The sequence below is a fragment of the Janthinobacterium sp. GW821-FHT03C08 genome (genome assembly GCF_059420905.1).
Window position 1 is genome coordinate 37,328 of record NZ_JBWKUP010000017.1, and the last position, 23,183, is coordinate 60,510.

Annotated in this window: 18 protein-coding genes; 11 read left to right on the forward strand and 7 right to left on the reverse strand. The window is 66.6% G+C overall.

Features of this window, described 5'->3' with window-relative positions:
* Positions 1-292 precede the first annotated feature (292 nt).
* From AC07VL_RS22515 to AC07VL_RS22565, 11 genes are all read left to right on the forward strand, one after another.
* Positions 293-889: a peptidylprolyl isomerase gene (locus AC07VL_RS22515; protein ID WP_494807882.1), complete on the forward strand. Its 597-nt coding sequence runs from the start codon at positions 293-295 to the stop codon at positions 887-889.
* A 71-nt stretch (positions 890-960) separates the two neighbouring features.
* Positions 961-1,452, forward strand: a complete 492-nt coding sequence (locus tag AC07VL_RS22520) for a peptidylprolyl isomerase (protein WP_494807827.1) — start codon at positions 961-963, stop codon at positions 1,450-1,452.
* A 217-nt stretch (positions 1,453-1,669) separates the two neighbouring features.
* Positions 1,670-2,425, forward strand: a complete 756-nt coding sequence (locus AC07VL_RS22525; RefSeq protein ID WP_494807828.1) for a UDP-2,3-diacylglucosamine diphosphatase — start codon at positions 1,670-1,672, stop codon at positions 2,423-2,425.
* A 69-nt stretch (positions 2,426-2,494) separates the two neighbouring features.
* Complete coding sequence (locus tag AC07VL_RS22530; protein WP_494807829.1) at positions 2,495-3,211, forward strand: DUF72 domain-containing protein; 717 nt, start codon at positions 2,495-2,497, stop codon at positions 3,209-3,211.
* 132 nt (positions 3,212-3,343) lie between these two features.
* Positions 3,344-3,724, forward strand: a complete 381-nt coding sequence (locus AC07VL_RS22535; protein WP_494807830.1) for a GntR family transcriptional regulator — start codon at positions 3,344-3,346, stop codon at positions 3,722-3,724.
* Positions 3,721-4,593, forward strand: a complete 873-nt coding sequence (locus tag AC07VL_RS22540; RefSeq protein ID WP_494807831.1) for an ABC transporter ATP-binding protein — start codon at positions 3,721-3,723, stop codon at positions 4,591-4,593. The genes AC07VL_RS22535 and AC07VL_RS22540 overlap by 4 nt, the downstream gene beginning before the upstream one ends.
* Positions 4,590-5,591 (forward strand): hypothetical protein, encoded by a 1,002-nt coding sequence (locus tag AC07VL_RS22545; protein ID WP_494807832.1) that lies wholly within the window; start codon positions 4,590-4,592, stop codon positions 5,589-5,591. The genes AC07VL_RS22540 and AC07VL_RS22545 overlap by 4 nt, the downstream gene beginning before the upstream one ends.
* Before the next feature lie 760 nt (positions 5,592-6,351).
* A complete protein-coding gene (locus tag AC07VL_RS22550) occupies positions 6,352-13,524 on the forward strand; it encodes a hypothetical protein (protein ID WP_494807833.1) in 7,173 nt (2,390 codons plus the stop codon).
* Positions 13,525-13,733: 209 nt separating this feature from the next.
* Positions 13,734-14,957 carry a TolC family protein gene (locus tag AC07VL_RS22555; protein WP_494807834.1) on the forward strand — a complete coding sequence of 408 codons (1,224 nt, stop codon included), beginning with the start codon at positions 13,734-13,736 and terminating at the stop codon, positions 14,955-14,957.
* Between the two features lie 26 nt (positions 14,958-14,983).
* The gene (locus AC07VL_RS22560; RefSeq protein WP_494807835.1) at positions 14,984-17,128 is read left to right on the forward strand and encodes an ATP-binding cassette domain-containing protein; all 2,145 of its coding nucleotides are present in this window, start codon (positions 14,984-14,986) and stop codon (positions 17,126-17,128) included.
* A complete protein-coding gene (locus AC07VL_RS22565; protein ID WP_494807836.1) occupies positions 17,125-18,294 on the forward strand; it encodes an HlyD family type I secretion periplasmic adaptor subunit in 1,170 nt (389 codons plus the stop codon). The genes AC07VL_RS22560 and AC07VL_RS22565 overlap by 4 nt, the downstream gene beginning before the upstream one ends.
* A 12-nt stretch (positions 18,295-18,306) precedes the next feature.
* Here the strand turns inward: AC07VL_RS22565 and udk are convergent, their stop codons facing one another.
* The 7 genes from udk to rlmB form a co-directional block, all read right to left on the reverse strand.
* Complete coding sequence (gene udk, locus AC07VL_RS22570) at positions 18,307-18,951, reverse strand: uridine kinase (protein WP_494807837.1); 645 nt, start codon at positions 18,949-18,951, stop codon at positions 18,307-18,309.
* A 209-nt stretch (positions 18,952-19,160) separates the two neighbouring features.
* On the reverse strand, positions 19,161-19,697 hold the full coding sequence (locus AC07VL_RS22575) for a hypothetical protein (protein WP_494807838.1): 537 nt from the start codon (positions 19,695-19,697) through the stop codon (positions 19,161-19,163).
* A gap of 114 nt (positions 19,698-19,811) precedes the next feature.
* Positions 19,812-20,207, reverse strand: coding sequence for a hypothetical protein (locus AC07VL_RS22580; RefSeq protein ID WP_494807839.1), 396 nt, complete (start codon positions 20,205-20,207; stop codon positions 19,812-19,814).
* A gap of 51 nt (positions 20,208-20,258) precedes the next feature.
* On the reverse strand, positions 20,259-20,762 hold the full coding sequence (locus AC07VL_RS22585; protein WP_494807840.1) for a DUF2199 domain-containing protein: 504 nt from the start codon (positions 20,760-20,762) through the stop codon (positions 20,259-20,261).
* A gap of 14 nt (positions 20,763-20,776) precedes the next feature.
* A complete protein-coding gene (locus AC07VL_RS22590; RefSeq protein WP_494807841.1) occupies positions 20,777-21,475 on the reverse strand; it encodes a YceH family protein in 699 nt (232 codons plus the stop codon).
* 10 nt (positions 21,476-21,485) lie between these two features.
* The gene (gene cysE / locus AC07VL_RS22595; RefSeq protein ID WP_494807842.1) at positions 21,486-22,235 is read right to left on the reverse strand and encodes a serine O-acetyltransferase; all 750 of its coding nucleotides are present in this window, start codon (positions 22,233-22,235) and stop codon (positions 21,486-21,488) included.
* 202 nt (positions 22,236-22,437) lie between these two features.
* Entirely contained in the window at positions 22,438-23,181 is a 744-nt protein-coding gene (gene rlmB, locus AC07VL_RS22600; protein ID WP_034784003.1) for a 23S rRNA (guanosine(2251)-2'-O)-methyltransferase RlmB, read from the reverse strand.
* Positions 23,182-23,183 lie beyond the last annotated feature (2 nt).

Here is a 23,183-nt window from a genome sequence, read left to right on the forward strand (position 1 = left end):
GGCCGCCAGCCAGGCAAAACGACAGGCAGGCGCGGACACCGGGGGTGCCGCGCCACTGAACTGCCGTGTGCGCCAAGACGGGACGACCCGCTGTATTGTTGTTCTTGTTTGTTAGAATTAGGGCGTTAGCGGTCAAGTATAACATTGATAAAAACCATACTGGCCCGATATGAATCAGGTTTTTACGATGTTCAACCGAATTTTCATTTCTTTACAATTAAAGCAAGTTTAGAGAAAAATAACGATTAAGGACGCCTTCATGCAAGAAACCAAACCGCAGCGCCTGTCTTTCCTGGCCCGCTTCTGCACCCTGTTTGCCGGCCTGACCCTGGGCAGCGCCGTCGTGGCAGCCGCACCGGCGGCCCCCATCGATCCTACGCCCCATGTGGCCCTGAAAACCAGCATGGGTGAAATCGTGCTGGAACTGGACCAGGAAAAAGCGCCGAAGAGCGTCGCCAATTTCTTGCAGTATGTCAAAAGCGGATACTACAAGGGCACCGTGTTTCACCGCGTCATCGATGGCTTCATGATACAGGGCGGCGGCTTCGACAAGAACATGAAGCAGAAGGCGACGAAAGCACCGATCAAGAGCGAATCGCAAAATGGCTTGCCCAACGTCACCTACAGCATCGCCATGGCGCGCTCGGGCGACCCGCATTCGGCCACCTCGCAATTCTTTATCAACGTCAACGACAACGGCGCGCTCGACTATCCCGGCCGCGACGGCTTCGGCTACACGGTATTCGGCAAAGTGGTCAAAGGCATGGACGTGGTCGACAAGATCAAGGCCGTGCCCGTGGCCGACAAGGGCCCGCACCAGAACGTGCCCGTCACGCCCGTGGTGATCGAATCGGCGACTTTACTCAAGACAGCGCCCGCAAAACTGTAAAATAGCGTTTTTGCCGCCGTGGCGTGCCTCGGCCCCAAATCAATTTTTCATCCAATTTATTAAGGATTATCATGACCTCCGTCATCATCACCACCAATCTGGGCAAGATCACCGCTGAACTGGACGCCGACAAAGCGCCGAAAACGGTGGCCAATTTCCTGGCCTACATGAAAGCTGGTCACTACGACAACACGATTTTCCACCGCGTCATCGACGGCTTCATGATCCAGGGCGGCGGTTTCGAGCCAGGCATGAAACAGAAGCCAGCCGACGCCACCGTGGAAAACGAAGCCAAGAACGGCCTGAAAAACGACAGCTACACGCTGGCCATGGCCCGCACGTCGGACCCGCACTCGGCATCGGCCCAGTTCTTCATCAACATCAAGAACAACAGCTTCCTCGACTACCCAGGCCAGGACGGCTGGGGCTATGCCGTGTTCGGTAAAGTGACCGACGGCAAGGAAGTCGTCGATGCCATCCGCGCCGTGAAAACCTCGCGCGCCGGCATGTTCGCCGACGTGCCAGTGACCGATGTCATCATCGAGAAAATCGAAGCCGCTTAAGGTAGCCCTGCAAACCTGCTGCGCAGCCCACTGCCGGGTTTCCGTTGCTCGCTGTACTCAAGGTACAGCTCCGCTACTCGACCCGGCATCGGGCTTGCTCGCTACGGTTTTCAGAGCCACCTGCAACAATTCATTCCATACACCAAACAAGCCAGGCAGCAATCATGCGTCCCGCAAGCAAGCAGTCCCTTCACTACGGGAGCGTTGAACGATGACAATGCCTGCCGCACTCTTTATTTCCGACCTGCATCTGCAGAGCTCGCACCCGCGCACCAGCGCGGCGTTTCTTTCCTTTCTGGAACACCATGCGCAATATGCGCAAGCACTATATCTATTAGGCGACCTGTTCGAATACTGGGCCGGCGACGATGACCTGGAAGATCCGTTCAATGCGCGCATGACGGCCGCCATCCGCGCCGTCAGCGACGCGGGCGTGCACGTCTACTGGATCGCCGGCAACCGCGACTTCCTCGTCGGCTCCGGCTTTGCCGCCGCCGCCGGCGCCACCCTGCTCAGCGAACCGCACGTGGCCACCATCGCCGGCCGGCGCATCGTCCTGCTGCACGGCGACGCCGAATGCACGAACGACGTCCAGTACATGGAATTTCGCGCCATGGTGCGCCAACCGGCCTGGCAAAAACAGTTCCTGTCCATGCCGCTGGCGCAGCGCAAGGCCATCATCGACGGCTTGCGCCAGAGCAGCCGCGCGCACAATGGCGAAAAAACCATGGACATCATGGATGTCACGCCCGATGCCGTCGCCCAGGTATTTGCCGAATATGCCAGTACCGTGATGATCCACGGCCATACGCACCGCCCTGCCCTGCACCAGGTCGACAATACCTTGCGCTATGTCTTGCCGGACTGGGAGTGCGACGTGACGCCGCCGGAGCAGCCGCGCGGCGGCTGGATTGCCATCGATGCACGCGGCAACATCACGCGCCACGACCTCAACGGCGATATCATCGACTAGGCGTGCGCCGACCCTGCCGCGGGGGTTTGTCCGATAGCCGCGCCCGCCTGGATTTGCTGTAATCGTGCCATGCACACTGTTTACATCGGCACGGCCGGCTGGAGCATTTCCAGCGCGGCCGCCAGCCACTTCCCGCCCGATGGCAGCCATCTGCAGCGCTACGCCCAGGTGCTGCACTGCGTGGAGATCAATACGTCCTTTTACCGTCCACACCAGAGCGCCACGTATGCGCGCTGGGCCGCCAGCGTCCCCGAACACTTCCGTTTCAGCGTGAAATTGCCTCGCCGCATCACGCACGAATTGCGTTTGCGCAATTGCGCGGTGGAACTGGATCGCTTTGCGGCAGAAGTCATGCATCTGGGAAATAAACTGGGCTGTGTGCTCGTGCAACTGCCGCCCAGCCTGCGCTTCGAGGCGGACGTGGCCGCCGCATTTTTCAGTGCGCTGCGCCAGCGCTTCGATGGCATGCTGGCCTGCGAGGCGCGCCATCCCAGCTGGTTTGATGCGCCAGCCACCGAACTGCTGGGCGCAAGCCGCATCACGCGCGTACGCGCCGATCCGCCCGCCGGCCAGCCTGGGCCGCACGTGCCGACGACGGACGTGGCCTATCTGCGCCTGCACGGCAGCCCGCGGATTTACTATTCCGACTATGCCGCTCCTTGCCTGGCCGCCCTGGCCGCCGAATTGCGCACGCCGGCGCGGGCGGACAGCTGGTGCATCTTCGACAACACGGCGGCCGGCGCCGCCCTGTTCAATGCGCTGGACCTGCAGCGGCAGCTCGCTTGAAATAGGCGTGGCTTTTTTTGTTCTTAGTGTTATAGTTAACTACAACACCAGTTCAACACTACACCAAGGAGTCCCGATGCCCCCAGTACTACGCTCGCGCCGTCCCGCCCTGCCCTTGTCGGAGCACATCCCATGAGCGGCGAATGGAATGACAATAGTCCCATCTACCGCCAGCTCAAGGCGAAAGTGGTGGGCATGATGCTCGATGGCGTGCTGCAGCCCGGCGACGCCTTGCCGTCGGTGCGCCAGGTGGCCGCCGATTACCAACTGAACCCCATTACCGTCTCGCGCGCCTACCAGGAACTGGTCGACGATGCGCTGGTAGAAAAACGCAGAGGACTCGGCATGTATGTACTGGATGGCGCCCGCGACAAATTGCTGGCCAGCGAACGCGAACGCTTCCTGCGCGAAGAGTGGCCGGGTTTGCTGGAACACATCAAGCGCCTGGGTCTGAACCTGGAACAACTGCTGCAGGCCAGCCACGACGGCGACGCACACGGAGAAAGCGCATGAATGCATTGAACAAGGACAGCATCATCAGCGCGCGCGGCTTGCGCAAGCAGTATGGCAAGCAGGTGGCCATCGACGGCATCAGCTTCGACATCGCGCCCGGGCGCATCGTCGGCTTGATCGGCCCCAACGGCTCGGGCAAGACGACGACCCTGAAAGCCATCCTGGGCCTGACGGCCAGCGACGGCGAGCTATCCGTGCTGGGGCGCGACCCGCGCACGCAGCGCGACGCCCTGATGGACGACGTGTGCTTCATCGCCGACGTGGCCATCCTGCCGGGCTGGCTGCGCGTGGGCGACGCCATCGACTTCATCGCCGGCGTGCATCCGCGCTTCGACCGCAGCAAGGCGGAGCGCTACCTGGCGCACACCAGGCTGGCGCCGAAGATGAAGGTCAAGACGATGTCGAAAGGCATGATCGTACAGCTGCACCTGGCGCTGGTGATGGCCATCGATGCCCGGCTGCTGGTGCTCGACGAGCCGACCCTGGGCCTCGACATCCTGTACCGCAAGCAGTTCTACCAAAACCTGCTGGAAGATTATTTTGATGAAAACAAGACCATCATCATTACCACCCACCAGATCGAGGAAGTCGAGCACATCCTCAGCGACCTGCTGTTCATTCGCGACGGCAAGATCGTGCTGGCCTCGACCATGGAAGAAGTGGGCGAGCGCTATATCGAAGTGATGGTGGGACCGCAGCACGTCAACCCGGCGCGCGCCCTGCTGCCGATCAGCGAACGCAGCGTGTTCGGCAAGTCCGTGATGCTGTTCGATGGCGTCGCCCGTACCCAGCTGGCAGCCCTGGGCGAAGTGCGCACGCCCAGCCTGGCAGACCTGTTTGTCGCGACCATGAAAGGATCGTACCAATGAGTATTTCCCCCCTCAAGAAGATGCAATGGCTGATCCGCCGCGAGCTGTGGGAGCACAAGGGCATGCTGCTGTGGACGCCGGCCGCCATCGGCATCGTCATGACGGTGCTGGGTGTCCTGATGACGATAGGCGCCATCGCCAAGACCGGACTGCACTCCTCGCTGTCCGTCAATGGCGAGGCCGTGTCCTGGAGCGCCATCTTCAATACCCGCACCTTCGGCCCGCACCGGGCGGAGATCATCGACAATGTGGTCAACAATTACACGTACACGGCCGCGCCGCTGTTCCTGGCACTGGGTTTCCTCGTGTTTTTCTATTGCCTGAGCGCGCTGTATGACGAGCGCCGCGACCGCAGCGTGCTGTTCTGGAAGTCGCTGCCCGTGTCGGATGCGCAAACGGTGCTGTCGAAAGCGGCCATCGCCCTGCTCGTCGCGCCGCTGATCGTGGCCGCCGCCGCCAGCCTGACGTCGCTGGCCCTGCTGCTGATATTGAGCAGCGTGCTGGCGCTCAACGGCATCCACGTGTTTGCCGAACTGCTCGCCTCTCCCGGCCTGTATCTGGGTCCCTTGCGCGTGTTCGGCCTGCTGCCCGTGTATTGCCTGTGGGCCTTGCCGACGGTGGGCTGGCTGCTGATGGTATCGAGCTGGGCCAGGTCCAAAGTCTTCCTGTGGGCCATGGGCATCCCGCTGCTGCTGCTGGTCCTGACGGTTTGGGTGGGCAAGCTGACGCAGATGGAAACCGATGTCAGCTGGATACAGATGAATGTCATCGGCCGCGCCCTGCTGGGCACCATTCCCGGCAGCTGGTACCTGTTTGCGCCGGAACTGCTGCCGCAGGTGCAGGCCCTGGAGCATGGCTCGCACCTGGTGGCGCGCGTCGACGTCTTCAGCAACTCCTGGTCCAGCCTGGCCTTGCCAGCCCCGTGGCTGGGCGCGGCGGCCGGCGCGGCCATGATTTACGCCGCCATGCGCCTGCGCCGCTGGCGCGCGGAAAACTGAAACACTGCCTTTTGCCCCCGCATGACGCCCCGCCCGCCGGGGCGTTTTTTATTCCAGCCCCCTCTTTTTCACCCTGCCGATATTAACTATGTTTCTGATAGTGATAATCAAAAATCCCCTGCGCCTATAAAGACTATTCATTCGATATGCTTATATCGATATTAAAATTGCAAATAATTATTTCTATCGTATTTTATTGCCAATTAAATTTGATAATCACCGCAGCAAAAAGCAACAACTAGCAATCTGATAGCAAGACGATTTTTTGACGAAAGCCGCCAAAATACTGGAACGACACCGCGGAGAGGGCCGAAAACTGCCATTTCGTGACAATCCGTGATTATTGCCTTGAGCGAAGATTGACAGAATATAGCCATGGATAGTGGTCAAAATGAAATTGATTGTTTCAAAATTGAAACTACCATCAGAGTGACAGCGGATGTGATTGCCTGAAAACCAAGCGTGTTCGCCTGAAACAGCGCGTCCGGCAAGGCCGAACGGAACACAGCGCGATATTAAAAAACAAGGCAGGCGGAAATTAATGTGGAAATGGCATTTTAAATATTTTCAATGGCCGCACTTTTCAACCAGCGATTTTTAGTCAGATATGTTTTACTTGCCACTGCAGCCCTCGGCAAGCATTCAAGAACGATCACGGCCCAAGCCACGCCGGAGAAACCATGGAAACGAAATATATTTATTGATTTTTTAATATCTTAAAAAATTAAACGAAAACATAACCTATTCCGGAGAATTTCAAATGGCCACCACCCCGACCGTAGCACCAGTTTCCCCCAATGCCGAAGGCGCAGCCGCCAAGCTCGCCACACCGGCAAAAAAAGCCGCCAATGCCAACAATGGCGACCGCAAGCAGTATGACGAGGATGAACTGGCACGCGGCGCCGATGCAAGCCAGACCATGCCCCCCGAAAACGTCGTCGAAGTCACGGGCAGCGCCGATTCCGCCAATGCCGGCGCACTGGGCGCGGCAGCTGCCGCGGCTGCCCTCGCGGCGGCGGGCGGCGGCTCCGCCGCAGGCCAGGCGGGCAATGCAGGCGCCGACCTGGGCACGCCGCAAAGCGACAATAACGGCGGCGCTGCCGGCACGGTCGGCGCGGGCGCAGGTACCGCAGGCATCCCCAGCAGCAGCGTTGTGGATGTGGCAGGTGCATCGGCCGGCGCAGGAGCGGGCGCCGGCGCAGTGGGCGGCCTGAGCGGACTTGGCGCGCTGGGCGCCATCGGCGGCATCGGCCTGGTCGCGGCCGCTGCTGGCGGCGGTGGCAGCACCGCCGCCACCGGTGCAGGCACGGGTGGAACCGGCACGGGCGGCACGGGCACGGGGGGTACCGGTGGTACAGGCACGGGTGGCACGGGCGGCACCGGCGGAACCGGCACGGGCGGCACGGGCACAGGTGGCACAGGTGGCACAGGTGGTACAGGTGGCACGGGCGGTTCGACCGGCGGCCAGGGCGATGGCAGCGGCACGGGTGGGACGGGCGGTACGGGTGGCACGGGTGGGACGGGTGGGACGGGTACCGATCCGACCCATCAGTCCGTCATCTATTCCATCACCGACGCGGCCGTGCTGGCCGCGGCGGCAGCCCTCGCTGCTGCCAACAGCGCGCTGGCCGATGACGCCAATGCCGCTTCGGCAGCCCTCACCGCCGGCACGGCGCAGGCAGCCGCCGATGCGGCCGCCCTGGCCGACCAGTTGGCAGCCCAGGCGCAGGACGCGGCCGCCGCCGCACTGGCAGCGGCCAATAGCGCGGCCAACGATGACTCCCTGGCGGTCGCCGCCGCCAACCTGTCTGCCGCGGCACTGGCCGCCGCGACCGCCGCCACGAACGCGGACGGCGCGGCCGCAGCAGCAGCCGTCACGGCTGCCGCCTCGCTGGCCGCCACCACTTCGGCACAGAACGACGACGCGGCCGCCGCCGCAGCGGCCCAGGCGGCAGCGGCAGCCCATGCCGCCGCCGATGCCGCCAATGCCAAGGCGGACATGACCGACGCCAACGCCCTCCTGCTGGCCGCCGATGCGGCCGACGTGGCCGCCGCCGCGGCCGCAGCACAAGCCAACCTGACCGATGCCGCGGCGCTGGCCGTCATTTCCGACGCCGATGCCGCCAACGCGGCCGCCGCCCAGGCACTGGCCAACGCCACGGATGCCGATGCCCTGAATCTGGCCCTTGCCGCCGCCATCCAGGCCGCCGCCGTCGCGACAGCCCAGGCCAACCAGACGGACGCCGCCAGCCTGACGGTCACCGCCAACGCCGACGCCAGCGCCGCTGCGGCGGCCGCCACGCTGGCCAACGCCACCGATGCCAATGTACTGTCCGGCGTTGCCACTGCGGCAGACATTGCCGCAGCCAACGCCATCACCCTGGCCAATGCCACCGACGCGGCGGCCCTGGGCCTGGCCTCCGCCGCCGCCGATAGCGCCGCCGCGGCAGCCACCGCACTGGCCGCGCAGACGGATGCCGTGGCGCTGGCCATGGCCGCCGATGCCGCCGCCGGCGTGGCCGCATGGGATGCCTCGAATGCCAACGCCACCGACGCGGCGGCTCTCCAGATCAGCGCCGATGCCGCCCTCACGGCCTCGAACAATGCCGCCGCCCTGGCCGCAGCAAGCGATGCGACGGCCCTGGGACTGAACGTCACGGCGGCCGTGCAGGCAGCCAATGCCGCTGCCGCCACGGCAGCGCTGACCGACGCCAATGCGCTGGCGCAGATCTCCGACGCCGACGCGGCGGCAGCGCAGGCGGCCGCCACGCTGGCCGATGCCACCGATGCCGCCGCGCTCGACGCTGCGGCGGCCGCCGCAACCGCCGCAGCAGCCAGTGCCGCCGCGCTGGCAGCCCAGAGCGATGCCACGTCGCTGCAAGCCGCCTACGATGCGGCAGCCGCCGCCTCGGTAACGGCCACGGCGCAAGCGGACCTCACCGATGCCCCGGCCTTGACGGCGCAGGCCAATGCCGACGCCATCGCCGCCGCCAGTGCGCAAGCCACCGCCAACCAGACCGACGCCGCCGCGCTGGCCGCGGCAGCCGCCAGCGCCGACAGCAATGCCGCCCACGCACAGAGCGTGGCCGACCTGACGGATGCCGATGCCTTGCAGGCAGCCTATGACCAGGCCGTGATCGATGCGCAAAATGCACACAACCAGGCCAACCTGATCGACGTGAATGTCGCCCTGAACACGGCCGCCAGCGATGCCGCCGCCGCCACCCTGGCTATCACGGCAGCCATCAACGCCGGCCTCGGTTCGGCGCCCGACGTCGTTGCCCTGCAGGCGCTCGTGACGACGGCGCAGACGGCAGCCACTGTGGCCGATGCCGCCTTGTCGGGCAATACGGCCACGCTGGTCGCCAATGCGCTGGCCGCCGCCAATGCCGCCATCGCGGCGCAGGCAACGGCCGATCTTACCGACGCGAACGCCCTGGCGAACACGGCGACCCAGGCCACGGCAGCAGTGGCAAACTGGGCGCTGCAGGGCGTTTCCCTGCTGGCCAATGCCATCACCGACGTGGGCCTGGCCCAGACCGCGGCCAACGTCGCCAATGCGACGGCGGCCCTGACGGACGCCGCCGCGCTGGGCAGCGCCTCGACCGCCGCCAGCCTTGCCGCCGCTGCCGCCCAGGCGACGGCCGACCTGACCGACGCCAACGTGCTCGACGCTGCCGTCGCCACGGCCAACGGCGCGCTGGCGACCCTGACCACCATCGCCAACCAGACCGATGCCACGGCACTGGGCATTATTTCGAGCACGGCCGCAGCTACCGCCGCTGCCGCCACCACTGCCGCCAATGCCACCGATGCCGTGGCCCTGGCGGCCATCTCGAATGCCGATGCGCTGGCGGCCACGACGGCCGCCAGCCTGGCCAACCTGACCGACGCCACGGCCCTGGGCCTCGTCTCGACGGCCGATGCCGTCGCCGCCGCCACCTTGCAGGCGACCGCCAACCTGACCGATGCCACGGCCCTCGGCCTGATCGCGACGGCGGCCACCGCTGCGGCCACGGCCGCCGCCAACGTGGCCAACCTGACCGACGCCGTGGCGCTGGGCACCGTCAGTGCCGCTGCCACGGCCGCCGCCAATGCGGCCGCCGCCACGGCAGCGCTGACGGATGCCACGGCGCTGGGCCTGGTCTCGACGGCCGATGCCGCCACGGCCGCCACCCTGCAAGCGACCGCCAACCTGACCGACGCCGTCGCCCTCGGCCTGGTGTCCACGGCCGCCACGGCGGCAGCCAACGCGGCGGCAGCCACGGCCAACCTGACCGATGCCGTTGCGCTGGGCACCATCTCCACCGCCGCCACGCAGGCGGCCAACGTCGCCGCGGCCACCGCCAACCTGACGGACGCCGTCGCCCTGGGCCTCGTATCCACGGCCGATGCCGCCGCCGCCACGGCCGCCCAGGCCACGGCCGACCTGACCGATGCCGTCGCCCTGGGCCTCGTGGCGACAAGCAATGCGGCCGCCGCCACGGCCGCCGCCGCCCTTGCCGGCCTGACGGACGCCGTCGTGCTGGGCACCCAGCATACGCTGGACGTGACAGCCGCCACGCTGGCCGCCACCAAGGCCGCCCTGACCGATGCCGCGGCACTGACGGTGATCGCCAACAACGACGCCGCCAATGCCGCCAGCCTGGCCGCCTACTCGCACGCCCATCCGCTGGACCTGGTGGCGGCGCTGGCTGCCACCACGGCGGCCACCACGGCGTCGCTGTCGCTGGCCGCCGCGCAATCGGCGCAGGCGGACGATGCGGCCGCAGCCTCGACGGCAGCCACCGCCGCCGCATCGCTGACGGCGCTGAACAACGCGATCGCCGCCGACAATGCCGCCACGGCGGCCGCCACGCTGGCCACCACCTCCCAGGCCGCCTACCTGGCGGCGCAGGCCGCCGACACGGCAGCGACGACGGCGCACAACGTCGCCGCCACCTCGCTGGCGGCAACCCAGGCGGCGCAGGCGGCCGATGCCGCTGCCGCCTCCACCGCTGCCACGGCAGCCAGCGCCCTGGCGGCACTGAACGGCGCGCTGGCGGACGACGCCAATGCGGCCACCACGGCCCTGACGGCACAAAACGCCCTGAATGCCTATACGTCGGCGCTGGCGGACGATGCCGCCGCCGCAGCAGCAGCGATCGTTGCTGCCACCTCCCTGGCGGCCACGCACGCGGCGCAGCAGGCCGATGCGGCGGCAGCCAGCACGGCGGCCATCGCACAAAATGCCTTGGCTGCCCTGAACTCGGCGCTGGCGGACGACGCGGCGGCGGCCAGCACCGCCCTCACCGCCACGAATGCGCAGGCCGCCGCCGCGGCCGCCGTTGCCGCAGACACGGCAGCGGCCGCGGCGCAAGCCGTTGCCGCCATCTCGCTGGCAGTCACCCAGCACGCACAGGCGGACGATGCCGCCGCCGCAGCAGCAGCCGCCGTGGCAGCGGCTTCGCTGGCCGCCACGCAGACGGCGCAAGGGCTCGATAGCGCCGCCGCCGCCGCCGTGGCGGCCGCCGCCACGGCGCTGAGCGCCTACAACCATGCCTTGGCCGACGACGCCGCCGTGGTCCAGGCCACGGCCAATCTGGCTGCGGCGCAATTGGCCGCCACCAATGCCCATGCCGCCGATGCCGCCGCCGCGGCCGCGGCGGCCACTGCGGCAGCGGCGCTGACCGCCTACCATAACGCGCAAACCGACGACACGGCGGCGCTGAACGCCAACAATGCCTTGACGGCGGCCCAGCAACTGCTGGCTGCCATGCAAAGCGGCAACGTCCTCGTCAACTTGCAAGCCGTCGCGGATGCCGCGCAAAATGCGGCGACCCTTGCGGCCGCCGACGACGCCGCGGCGATCACCGCTGCGGCGACTGCCCTGGCGGCGCAAAATGCGGCGCAAGCGGCGCAAGCGGCCGACGCCGTCGCGCTGGCCGCCCACGCGGCGCTGCAGCTGGCCGTGGCCAATTTGAACATCGGCCTGAACGTCGGCACCACCGCCGCCACGGCGCAAGACTCGCTCAATGTCTCCGTCGGCGCCCAGGTCGCCCTTGGCAATGCGTCGCAAGCCGATGCCAACGCAGCGCAGGCGCTCGCCGCACTGAATGCGGCGCGTGCCGACGATGCGGCAGCGGCGCAGGCCCACGCCAATGCCCAGGCCGCCGATGCGGCAGCGGCACAGGCACAAGCCGACGATAACGCGGCGGCACAGGCAGCAGCCACCGCCGCCGCCTCGCTGGCCGCGGCGCAAGCCGCGCAAGCGAGCGATGCCAGCGCCGCCACGGCGGCCGCCAATGCCGCCGCCGCCCTGGCTGCGCTGCATGCGGCGCAGACCGACGACGCGGCCGCCGCCAGCACGGCGGCAGCCGCCCTGGCCGCCCAGCAGGCAGCCCAGCAGGCGCATGCCGACGATGCGGCCGCCGCCGCCGCCGCGACCAGGGCCGCCCTGTCTCTGGCAGCCACCACGGCGGCGCAGGCGGACGACAATGCCGCCAGCGTCGCCGCCGCCAATGCCGTCAGCGCCCAGGCGGCGTACACCGCCGCCCTGGCCGCCGACGCCGATGCCGCCACCCTGGCAGCGGCGGCACAGGTGGCGCAGGCTGCCGCCACGGCCGCGCAGCAGGCGGACGCCACGGCAGCCGCCTCGGCCGCCGCCGCTGCCGTCGCCCAGGCGGCCGCGATCAGCGCCCAGCAGGATGACAACGCCGCCGCCAACGCCGTCGCCCAGGCTGCCCACGCCGCCGCAGCCTACCAGGATGCCCTGGCGGCCGACGCGGCCGTGGCAAGCACGGCGGCCACGGCCGCCGCCGCCCACGCGGCAGCGACGGCGGCACAGAACGACGATGCCGCGGCAGCGGCAGCGCAGGTGCAAGCCGCCATTTCACTGGCTGCCGCCCAGCACGCCCAGGCCGACGATGCGGCAGCGGCCCAGGCCGCCCTCAATGTCATCAATGCGCAGGCGGCCTACAACGCGGCAGCAGCAGCCGATGCCGCCGCCGCGACGGCGGCAGCGGCAGCAGCCACCTCGGCAGCGGCCACGCATGCGGCCCAGGCGGACGATGCGGCAGCGGCCGCCGCGGCGGCCTTTGCGGCACAGGCCCACGCCAATGCGGCATCGGCCCAGGCCGACGACGCGGCAGCGGCCCAGGCCAACGCCAACGCGCAGGCAGCCGATGCGGCCCTGGCGCATGCCAATGCCGTCGCCGCGCTGACCGATGCCAGCGCGCTGGCCGTCATCTCGAACGCGGATGCCGCCAATGCCGCCAATACCCAGGCCATCGCCGACCAGACCGACGCGCATGCGCTGGGCCTGGCCGCCGATGCCGCCGCGGCAGCGGCGCTGAGCGCAGCCCATACGGCCGACCTGACGGATGCCAATGCCCTGCACCTGGCAGCCGACGCGGCAGCGGCAGCAGCCCTGCAAGCCCAGGCCCAGGCGGACCAGACGGACGCCCCGGCCCTGAGCGCCACCGCTGCCGCCGATGCGGCGGCAGCGGCCGCAGCCCAGGCGCTGGCCGACCAGACGGACGCCGCGCACCTGCTCGTGCTGAGCCAGGATGCCCTGCACAATCCGCAGACGGTAGCCGACTTCCACACGGGCTTGCCGACGGCAGGCGGCGACGTGATCGACATGTCGGCCATCGCCCACCTGACGGCGGCGGCAGCCGTGGGGGTCAACCTGGGCACGGACTTCGGCGCCGACAACCTGTTCATCTTCGACAGCACGGCCGTATCGATCCACGATGCCGCCAGCGCCATCGCGGCCGACAGCAGCGTGCTGTCGGGACAGGGCTACATCGTCATCGCCGATGCGCAAAACAACGGCGCCGTCACGGTGTATCACTCGAGCGACTTGAGCAACGCCCACGCCATCGACACGGCGCTGGTGCTGCTGAGCGGCGTGAACATCACGCAGCTGACGGCGGCGAACTTCCATGTCTGATGCCATGGCAGCGTAGCCAGGACGGCGGCAGGAGCGCGGACGCAATCGCGCCGCGCTCCTGCCGCCCGGTGATACCCAGTGCAACCCTGCAGGCCACGTGGCCGGAAAAACACGGGATGAGAGTACGCAGTTATCCAGCATCGCAACCTTGCCGGCGCCCCTGGGCCGGCATCCTGCCCTGCATCGCGGCCGTACTGGCGGCCACCGTCATGGCAAGCGTCCCCCCTTCCGCCGGCGCCCAGGGCGCCACGGCCTGGAGCTTCGACCAGGTCTTGCAGCAGGCGCTGCAAAGCCATCCGACCATCGCCGGCAAGCGCTCCGCGCAGGCGGCCGCGCGGGCCGACCTCGATGGCGCGCAATGGCAGCGCTTTCCCAGCCTGTCGGCCGAAGTACCCACGGGGTCGCAGGAAACGGGCGGCGTGGTGCGCATCGAACAGCCCCTGTGGAGCGGCGGACGCATCGACGCGGGCATCGATGCCGCCGGCAGCCGGCTCGACGCGGCCGGCGCGGCCATCGAGGAAGAACGCCTGTCCCTGTCCCTGCGCGTGATCGCCGCCTACACGGAAGCGCTGCGCCAGACGGCCCGCGTGCGCTCGGCCGAAGAAGGGCTGGCAGAACACCAGCGCCTGCTGGACATGATCAAGCGCCGCGTGGTGCAGTCGGTCAGCTCGCAGACGGACCAGCGCCTGGCCGAATCGCGCGCCTACCAGGCCGCCAATGACGTGTCGAACGCGCGCCAGGCGCAGGAAAACGCGCTGGCGCAGCTGTCGCAGCTGGCCGGCAAGCCCGTGCGCCTGGTCAGCAGCACCGGCATCGGCGTGGGCGAACCGCTGCCCGACGCCAGCCTGGAGCGCGTCATGCTGCAGGCCATCGCCTACTCGCCCACCCTGCACCGCCTCGATTTCGAGGCGCAGGCGGCCGACTCCGACATCACCCTGCAGCGTTCGGCCTACATGCCGAAAGTCGTGCTGCGCATGGAAAAACCCACGGGCGGCATCAATGCCGACAACCGCACGCGCGCCATGCTGGTGCTGCAGGCGCAGCCGGGCGCCGGCCTGTCGGCCAAGGCGGGGGTGGACGCAGCCGTCGCCAAGCGCGAAGGGGCGCGCGCCGCGCACGATGCGGCCGAACGCGACGTGCGTGAGCGCTTTACCCTGGACTGGAACGAGGCCGAGGCGAGCCGCCAGCGCCTGGGCAATGCGGGCGAAGCGAGCACCACCTCGACACAGGTGTTCGAATCGTATGCGCGCCAGTACGTCATCGGGCGCAAGAGCTGGAACGACGTACTCAACGCCGTGCGCGAAGCCACCCAGGCGCAGTTCGCCCTGGAAGACACGCGCGCGCAAGCCATCGCCGCCAGCCTGCGCCTGGCCGCGCAGACGGGCACCCTGGCCGGGCGCACGGCGCCGGCCGGCGTGGCGCAACGCAATTGACACCGACAGCACACACAGGAGACAGCGTGGATACCTCCATCAAACACGGCTTGCTGACCCTCGTCGACCGCGCCGCGCGGCTGACGGGCCAGCACCTGGCCGCCGCCCGCCTGGCCGACCTGCAGCGCCAGCTGGAAGACCTCGACGACCATGGCGCGCCCGCCATGGTCCTGACCGCCATCTGGCAGGCGGCCGGGCTGGAAGGCGCGGCGCACCTGCTGCACGAACCGACGCCGGGCGAGCTGCCGTTCGCCGTCTACAGCCCCAGCACGGGCTGGGGCCTGCTGCAGTCGCGCGGCGCCGACGGCGCCTGGCGCGGCGAAGGCGTCGATGGCCGCGCCTTGCAGCTGGCATCGCTGGCCGGCCTGGCCTGCGTGGGCCTGCCGCGCCGGCCCGAAAAGAGCGCGGCGCGCCCCGGCGCCCTGGGCCTGGTGCGCGACGCCCTGTGGCTGAAGAAAAGCGTGTTTGTCGACGCCGTGCTGGCCACCGCGCTGGTGACCCTGCTGACCATGGCCACCTCGCTGTTCTCCATGCAGGTGTACGACCGCGTCATCCCCAACCAGAGCTTCAGCACCCTGTGGGTGCTGGTGGTGGGCGTGGCCCTGTCGATCGGCCTGGAATTCATCCTCAAGCAGGTGCGCAGCCGCATCGTCGACCACTCGTGCAACGATGTCGACCACGAACTGTCGGAATGGTTTTTCCAGCGCATGCTGGGCATCCGCATGGAAGCGCGCCCCGCCTCCGTCGGCACCCTGGCGGCGCAGGTGAAGGGCTTTGAAATGGTGCGCGGGGTGCTGACATCGACCTCGCTGTTCGTGCTGACGGACGTGCCCTTCGCCCTGATCTTCCTCGCCATGATCACCATCATCGGCGGGCCGCTGGTGGTGGTGCCGCTGGTGGCCCTGCCGCTGGCCCTCGTGTGCGGCCTGATGTTCCAGCGCGCCATCCAGGCCCACACGCGCAAGAACCTCAACGCCAGCAACCGCAAGGCGGGCCTGCTGGTCGAAGCCGTCGATGGCGTGGAAACCCTCAAGGGCAGCAGCGCCGAATGGATGATGCAGGCGCGCTGGGCCGAGCTGGTGGCCGAGAGCAGCCACGCGGAACAGAACATCCGCGACTACGCGGCCCTGTCGCAGAACATCACGGCCGCCTTCCAGCAGCTGACCAACGTGGCGCTCATCTCCATGGGCGCGTGGTTCGTGGCCGAGAACCAGATGACCATGGGCGCGCTGATGGCGTGCACCATCATCAGCAACCGCGCCCTGATGCCCATCGTGCAACTGCCCGCCGTGATGGTGCAGTGGGCGCACGCGCGCGCCTCGATCGACGGCCTGGAACAAGTCATCAGCCTGCCCAACGAAGCGGACAACGCACAGTTCGCGCTGACGCCGCGCAGCCTCGATACGGGTTTGCGCTTCGAACGCATCCGCTTCACGTATGGCGGCGCGCAAAAGGTGGCGCTGGAAGTGGAAAGCCTGGCCATCCGCCCCGGCGAACGCGTCGGCCTGGTGGGCGCCATTGGCTCGGGCAAGAGCACCCTGCTGAAACTGGCGTCGGGGCTGTACCAGCCAGCCGAGGGCAAGGTGTACCTGGGCGACGTCGACATGGCCCTGCTGGCGCCGCCCGTGGTGCGCGAAATGGTCGGCTACCTGCCGCAGGAAACGCGGCTGTTCAGCGGCAGCCTGCGCGACAACCTGTTATTGGGACTGGCCGACCCGGGCGAGGAAGCCATCCTCGCGGCGGCCAGGCGCACGGGCCTGATCGAGCTGATACTGGGCCAGCCGCGGGGCCTGGCGCTGGCCATCACCGAGGGTGGACGCGGCGTGTCGGGCGGCCAGCGGCAATTGATCGCCGTCACGCGCCTGCTGCTGGCCAAGCCGAAAATCTGGCTGCTCGATGAACCGACGGGCGCCATGGACGCGAAGACGGAAGCGCGCATCGTGGGGCTGCTGGGCGAACTGGCGGCCGAAGGCGTGACGATGGTCGCCACCACGCACAAGAACGCCCTGCTGCCCCTGCTCGACCGCCTGGTGGTGCTGCAGGCGGGCAGAGTGCTGCTCGACGGACCGCGCGACGTCGTCCTGGCCAAGCTGTCGGGCAAGCCGCAAGCCGTTCCCGCTTCCGCGCCCGCTCCGGCGGTCCAGGCGGCGGCGCAAGGAGCCGTCGCATGAAACTGGCCAAGGTCGACACGAAGGAGGAAACCAAACGGGGCCGGGTGCTGATCTGGAGCTGCACGGCGGCGCTGGCGGGTGTCATCGCCTGGGCGTCGTGGGCGGAGCTGGACCAGGTCACGCGCGCCAATGGCCAGGTGATCGCCAGTTCGCGCAACCAGGTGATCCAGGTGGCCGACGGCGGCGTGCTGGCCGAACTGCGCGTGCATGAAGGCAGCGTCGTGAAAAAAGGCGAATTGCTGGCGCGCTTCGACCGCACGCGGGCCGAGACGAGCTACCTGGAGAGCACGGCCAAGGCGGCCGGCCTGAAGGCAACCGTGGCGCGCCTGCAGGCGGAAGTATTTGGCGGCACGCCGAAATTCCCGCCCGAACTGCAGGCGTTTCCCGAATTCCGCGCCAACCAGATGACCTTGTTCACCAAGCGCCAGGGCGCCGTGCAGGCGGAAGTGGGCGCGCTGGAAAGCGCCATGAAGCTGATCAAGGAAGAGCTGGAAATGAACTTGCCGCTGCTGGAGACGGGCGACGTAAGCCGCGCCGAAGTGCTGAAGCTGCGGCGGCAAGTGGTCGACATCCAGGCGCAGATCACCAACCGGCGCAACAAATACCTGCAGGACAGCCAGACGGACCTGGTGAAAGCCCAGGAAGACCTGGCCGGCGTGCTGCAGACGGTGACGCAGCGCAAGGAGCAGCTGGGGTCGACGGACATCTACGCGCCCACGGATGGCATCGTGCGCAACGTGCGCCTCACCACCCTGGGCGGCGTGGCCAAGCCGGGCGAGGAAATCCTGCAGATCGTGCCCACGGACGACGACCTGATCATCGAGGCGAAAGTGAAACCGGCCGACATCGCCTTCATCAAGCCGGGCCTGCCCACGGCCGTGAAACTGGACGCCTACGACTACGGCATCTACGGCCGCCTGCGGGGCACGGTCAGCTACATCAGCGCGGACACTTTAAGTGAAGACAACAAAGGCAACGAACAGCCCTACTACCGCGTGCAGATCAAGACCAGCGGACGCAACCTGGTTGGCAAGAACGGCGAGCCGATCCTGATCCAGCCCGGCATGACGGCCACCGTGGAAATCAACACGGGGCGCAAGACGGTATTGCGCTATCTCACGAAACCGATCACCAAGACGTTCTCGGAATCGATGGGGGAGCGCTGAAGCAGTGTGCTTTTAGCGCGCAGGCTTCAGGCGGCCGATGACGCTGGCCACCTTGGCCGTGATCATGTCGACGGCGGGGCCGTTGGCGCCGTGCGGCAGGATGACATCGGCATTGCGCTTGGTCGGCTCGATGAATTGCTTGTGCATGGGGCGTACTGTTTCCAGATACTGCTCGATGACGCTTTCCACCGAGCGGCCGCGTTCCGTAATGTCCCGTTGCATGCGGCGGATGAAGCGCACGTCGGAGGCCGTGTCGACAAAGATCTTCAGCGACATCATGTCGCGCAAGTCCTCGTCATACAGGGCAAACAGGCCTTCGATGACGATCACGGGGGCCGGCTTGACCAGTATGGTCCTGTCGGAGCGGTTGTGCAGCGTGAAGTCGTACTCCGGCATCTCGATCGATTCGCCGTTGCGCAAGGCCTGGATGTGCTGCACCAGTAATGGCCACTCGAACGCCTGCGGATGGTCGTAATTCTGCTGGCGGCGCACTTCCGGGGAAAGGTGGGTCTGGTCGCGGTAGTAGTCGTCCTGCATCACGACAGAGACCATATCGGCGCCAAACGAGGCGAGCACTTGCTGGGATACCGTGGACTTGCCGCTGCCGCTACCGCCTGCGACACCGATGACAAATGGTTGGAAAGGAATATTATGCATGCCGAATGATACCGGAAACGCGGCCAAACGGACAGGGAGCGGCTGACTCACAATGCGGCATGCGGCAATTCCGCGGCCCCTGCCGCCCGGCCGCCCTGCGCCCCGGACGCGCTAATCGGCGCGCGCCCCTGCGGCGGCATGCCGATATTGCTCAAGCATGCCGCCAGCATAATCTACTTTCCATGCTGCAAGGCAGACTCGCCCGCAGCTCAGCGCTTTTCCTTGTTGATCGCTTGCAGCAGCTTGAACGCTTCGTGCTCGATCGCCGGTTCAGCCTCCGCCAGCTCCTTGCTCGCCCGCACGTACGCGGCCCGCTTGCGCTCCTTCTTTTCTTCCGGCGCGACGGCCGCCGTCATGCCGGGCATGATGAGCTGGGCACCGGAGTTGTACTTCTTGTGGATGACCTGCTTGCCGTAGGGGGTGGTATAGAAGCGGGTCATCTCGGTGGCCGTATCGGCGGAAATGACGCGCGTGAGCGCGGGCGCCAGGCGCTGGTATATCTCTGCGGGCGGAACCTTGTCGAGCTTGGCCAGCACGGCCTGCTTCTGGCCTTCGTTGGAGTAGCGGCTGCGGGCGGCGACGCCTTTCAATACTTTTTCAATCTGCATCGCGCCAAGCAGGTCCTGCACGGCCTTGAGATGTGCCGGCGCAGGTGCGGCGGACTGCGTTGCCGGCGCGGCGGCGGCACCGGCGGGGCCTGCGCAAACCAGCGACAGGCCCAGTACGACTTGCATTGCAAACTTCATGAGTTTCCTTTGGATGAGGAGGTAAATGCCCGCTGCACGCGCTGGCAACGCCACGGCAGACGGGGTCATGCCGGTCGAACCACGGGGCGGTCGGATCTTGCCGGCCGCCAGCAGTCACCGGTAGCCGCCAAACAGGTTCAGGGCAAGGTACGCCAGGACAACGACGATGAAGGCAATGCCGCAGTAAGTAGACCACATCATGAACTTGCCCTCGGCGCTACCCTCCTTGCTCAGCCTCGAATAATAGGCCCAAGCATCTCCCGGCTCATAGGCTTTCTTCTTGCGGTGTTTGTAGTCGATGATCTGGTTGGGGATGCCAAAAAAGATGATAAACAGCAATAAAATACCCTTTAACACTAGCATATCGCTCTCCGCCTGTCGTTGCCTGCATGTCTGTACCGCCAGGCTGGTCGTCAGCGTGGCGGATGGTTTACCGTATGGGATGGCGGCACGAGAGCATAACGAAATACCATGCAAAAAAAAGTCACACATTGTCACATTCGCATGCATGGCTGCTGATGGCGCGGTCGGTGAGCCCGGCAGCGGCACTTGGCGGACTGGTCAGCTGCCATGCAGCAGCTGCGCGTACAGCCCGGCTACCCGCCCGGCCGTGATGCCCTCGCGCTGCTCCACGGCCAGCGGGTGCTCCGTCGGCTCCAGCTCGATGGACGGACGCAGGCCATCGTCGCGCAGGTGCACGCGGGTCTTCAGGTTCAGGGTGTCGGGATAGGCAGGCAGGCGCGTGCTGAGCCAGCCGAAGAAGGGGCCGATGTGGGCCCGTTTGGCATCGTGGAAACAGGCATCCCAGGCGTCGAAGCTGTCGCCGCTCAGCGACACCCACACGCCCCAGCTGAACGGCTCATCGGACCCATGCACGGGGATATCGATGGTGGCGGGCACGAAGCAGTACGCTTCGTCGACGACGCAGGCATCGCTGTCGAGCTGGCAGCGCGCCGCCCGTTCGGCGGGCGCGATCTGCTCGTACAGCCACGGCGCATCGGCGCCGAAGCCGGGCATGCCCGTGTGGGTCTCGCCGCATTCGCGGCACAGGAAGGAAAATGTCACGCGGGAAGGACACCTTACTCGAATTGCTTGCGGAACGCCTCGAACTGTGCCGCCAGGCCGTCGAAATCGCTGCGCAGCTGCAGCACTTCCTGTTCCAGCTGGGCGACACGACTGCCCTGCTGCGGCACGCTGACGGCGCCGGCGAAACCGGCCGCCGTCTCGCTCTGCGCCAGCGCTTCCTCGCCGCCCAGCAAATGGCCGTAGCGCGGCTCCTTGGCGCCGGGCGCGACGGCCAGCCTGGCCACCAGCGGCGGGTATTTGTCGATCAGGAACTGCAGGCCGGACTCCACTTCCGCCACGGACTTGAATTCATGCACCCGGCCGCTGCGGCTGCGGATCTCGCCCGCCGTCTGCAGGCCGCGCAGCATCAGGATCGTCAGGATGGCCAGTTTATCCTGCTCCAGCGACCACTTGATGCGCATGCGGTGCTCGTACTTGGCAACCCGGGCGCCCGCCTGCGTGATGCCGTTGACGAATTTGCGCTGCATCAAGCGCTGCAGCACGTCGTACACGGTTTCCTCGGACAGAGCCATGACGGGGTCGCGGCTGGACAACTGGTTGCAGCCGTTGGTCAGGGCGTTGAGCGACAGCGGGTAGCTGTCCGGCGTCAGCGCTTCCTTTTCGGCCAGCACGGCCAACACGCGGATCTCGAAGGGGTCGAGCAGGTTCGGATTGTCGCTGCTTTTATCAGCTGCCGTCACATCAGTATTCATGCATGGATCCTTAATCGACCAGTTTGTTCATTTGCTCGGAATCAAATTTATCACATTCAGGCACGCCCTGGCAGCAGATGCCCGCCGCCTTCAGGGTGGCGAGGATGGTTTCGATGCGCTGCTCCTGCGCCACGGCATGCGTGATCAGGCCTTGCAGGGCCTTCGACAGCGGGTCGTCGCCGTTCGGCGTGACGCCATACGCGGCAAACAGGTGCGCCGTGCTGCCTTCGCGCAGGGCGTTGACGTCCTTTTGCACGATGTGCGCGGGGTTGCCGACAGCAGTGCCGCCGGCCGGCACGGGTTTCAGGAGCACGGCGTTCGAGCCCACCTTGGCGTACTCGCCCACGGTAAAACTGCCCAGCACCTGCGCGCCGGCGCCGACGATGACGCCCCGTTCCAGGGTCGGATGGCGTTTGCTGCCGCTGTGCAGCGAGGTACCGCCCAAAGTGACCCCCTGGTAGATGGTGCAGTCGTCGCCGACGACGGCCGTCTCGCCGATCACCACGCCGAAGCCGTGGTCGATGAAGACGCGCCGGCCGATGGTGGCGCCCGGGTGGATCTCGATGCCCGTGATGATGCGGCCGATATACGAAATGAAGCGCCCTACCCACTTCATGTGCCGCGTCCAGCACCAGTGCGCCCAGCCATGCATGACGATGGCGTGCAAGCCAGGATAACAGGTCAGCACCTCCCAGCCGTTGCGGGCGGCGGGGTCACGTTCGATGATGCTGTTGATGTCTTCGCGCAAGTGGTGGAACATAAGACGGATTTCTGAATGGGTAAGAGACAAGACGCAAATGGTAGCGTATTCGGCGGCGTGCTGCCGGAGAGGCAGATAAACAAGCGCCGCCTCGAGGGCGGCGGCTGATCAAAGAAGCGCTACAAAACGTTCAGGGCAAGGCGCATTGCCGAAGACAGTACGCAAGTACGGCGAGACAGTGCAACGCCGCCCTGGACGTTTTTTAGCCTTCTTTCGCGATGCGCTGGCGGCGGGCTTCGTACAGACACACGCCGGAGGCCACGGATACGTTCAGGCTTTCGACGGAGCCGAACATCGGGATGCTGACGAGGATGTCGCAGGTGTCGCGCGTCAAGCGGCGCATGCCCTCGCCTTCGGAACCCATGACGAGGGCCGTCGGGCCCGTGAAATCGGCTTCGTACAAGCCTTTTTCGCCGTCGTCCGAGGTGCCGATCAGCCAGATGCCGCGCTCTTTCAATTCGCGCATGGTGCGTGCCAGGTTCGTCACGGTGATGTACGGGACGGTTTCGGCGGCGCCGCTGGCGACCTTGGCGGCTGTGGCATTCAGGCCTACGGCACGGTCCTTCGGCACGATGACGGCATGGGCGCCGACGCCGTCGGCCACGCGCAGGCAGGCACCCAGGTTGTGCGGGTCGGTGATGCCGTCGAGAATCAACAGCAGCGGCGGGCCGTCGATGGCGTCGAGCAACTCATCGAGATTGCGCGCCAGCGACAGCTGCGAGGCAAAGGCGATCACGCCCTGGTGGCGGCGCGTGCCGACGATTTTATCGAGACGCGAGGAATCGACGGGCATGACGCGCACGTTGGCTGCCTTGGCGGCGGCGATCATGTCCTTCATGCGGCCATCGACGCGGCTGGCATCGACGAAAATTTCTTCCACGGACGACGCTTCATGACGTAGACGCGAGGTGACGGCGTGGAAGCCGAAAATCATTTTATTCTTCATTA

Coding starts and splice junctions, on each gene's coding strand:
- AC07VL_RS22520 (WP_494807827.1), top strand. CDS start 961: ATGACCTCCGTCATCATCACCACCAATCTGGGCAAGATCACCGCTGAA.
- AC07VL_RS22525 (WP_494807828.1), top strand. CDS start 1,670: ATGCCTGCCGCACTCTTTATTTCCGACCTGCATCTGCAGAGCTCGCAC.
- AC07VL_RS22530 (WP_494807829.1), top strand. CDS start 2,495: ATGCACACTGTTTACATCGGCACGGCCGGCTGGAGCATTTCCAGCGCG.
- AC07VL_RS22535 (WP_494807830.1), top strand. CDS start 3,344: ATGAGCGGCGAATGGAATGACAATAGTCCCATCTACCGCCAGCTCAAG.
- AC07VL_RS22540 (WP_494807831.1), top strand. CDS start 3,721: ATGAATGCATTGAACAAGGACAGCATCATCAGCGCGCGCGGCTTGCGC.
- AC07VL_RS22545 (WP_494807832.1), top strand. CDS start 4,590: ATGAGTATTTCCCCCCTCAAGAAGATGCAATGGCTGATCCGCCGCGAG.
- AC07VL_RS22550 (WP_494807833.1), top strand. CDS start 6,352: ATGGCCACCACCCCGACCGTAGCACCAGTTTCCCCCAATGCCGAAGGC.
- AC07VL_RS22555 (WP_494807834.1), top strand. CDS start 13,734: ATGGCAAGCGTCCCCCCTTCCGCCGGCGCCCAGGGCGCCACGGCCTGG.
- AC07VL_RS22565 (WP_494807836.1), top strand. CDS start 17,125: ATGAAACTGGCCAAGGTCGACACGAAGGAGGAAACCAAACGGGGCCGG.
- udk (WP_494807837.1), bottom strand. CDS start 18,951: ATGCATAATATTCCTTTCCAACCATTTGTCATCGGTGTCGCAGGCGGT.
- AC07VL_RS22575 (WP_494807838.1), bottom strand. CDS start 19,697: ATGAAGTTTGCAATGCAAGTCGTACTGGGCCTGTCGCTGGTTTGCGCA.
- AC07VL_RS22580 (WP_494807839.1), bottom strand. CDS start 20,207: ATGCATGCGAATGTGACAATGTGTGACTTTTTTTTGCATGGTATTTCG.
- AC07VL_RS22590 (WP_494807841.1), bottom strand. CDS start 21,475: ATGAATACTGATGTGACGGCAGCTGATAAAAGCAGCGACAATCCGAAC.
- cysE (WP_494807842.1), bottom strand. CDS start 22,235: ATGTTCCACCACTTGCGCGAAGACATCAACAGCATCATCGAACGTGAC.
- rlmB (WP_034784003.1), bottom strand. CDS start 23,181: ATGAAGAATAAAATGATTTTCGGCTTCCACGCCGTCACCTCGCGTCTA.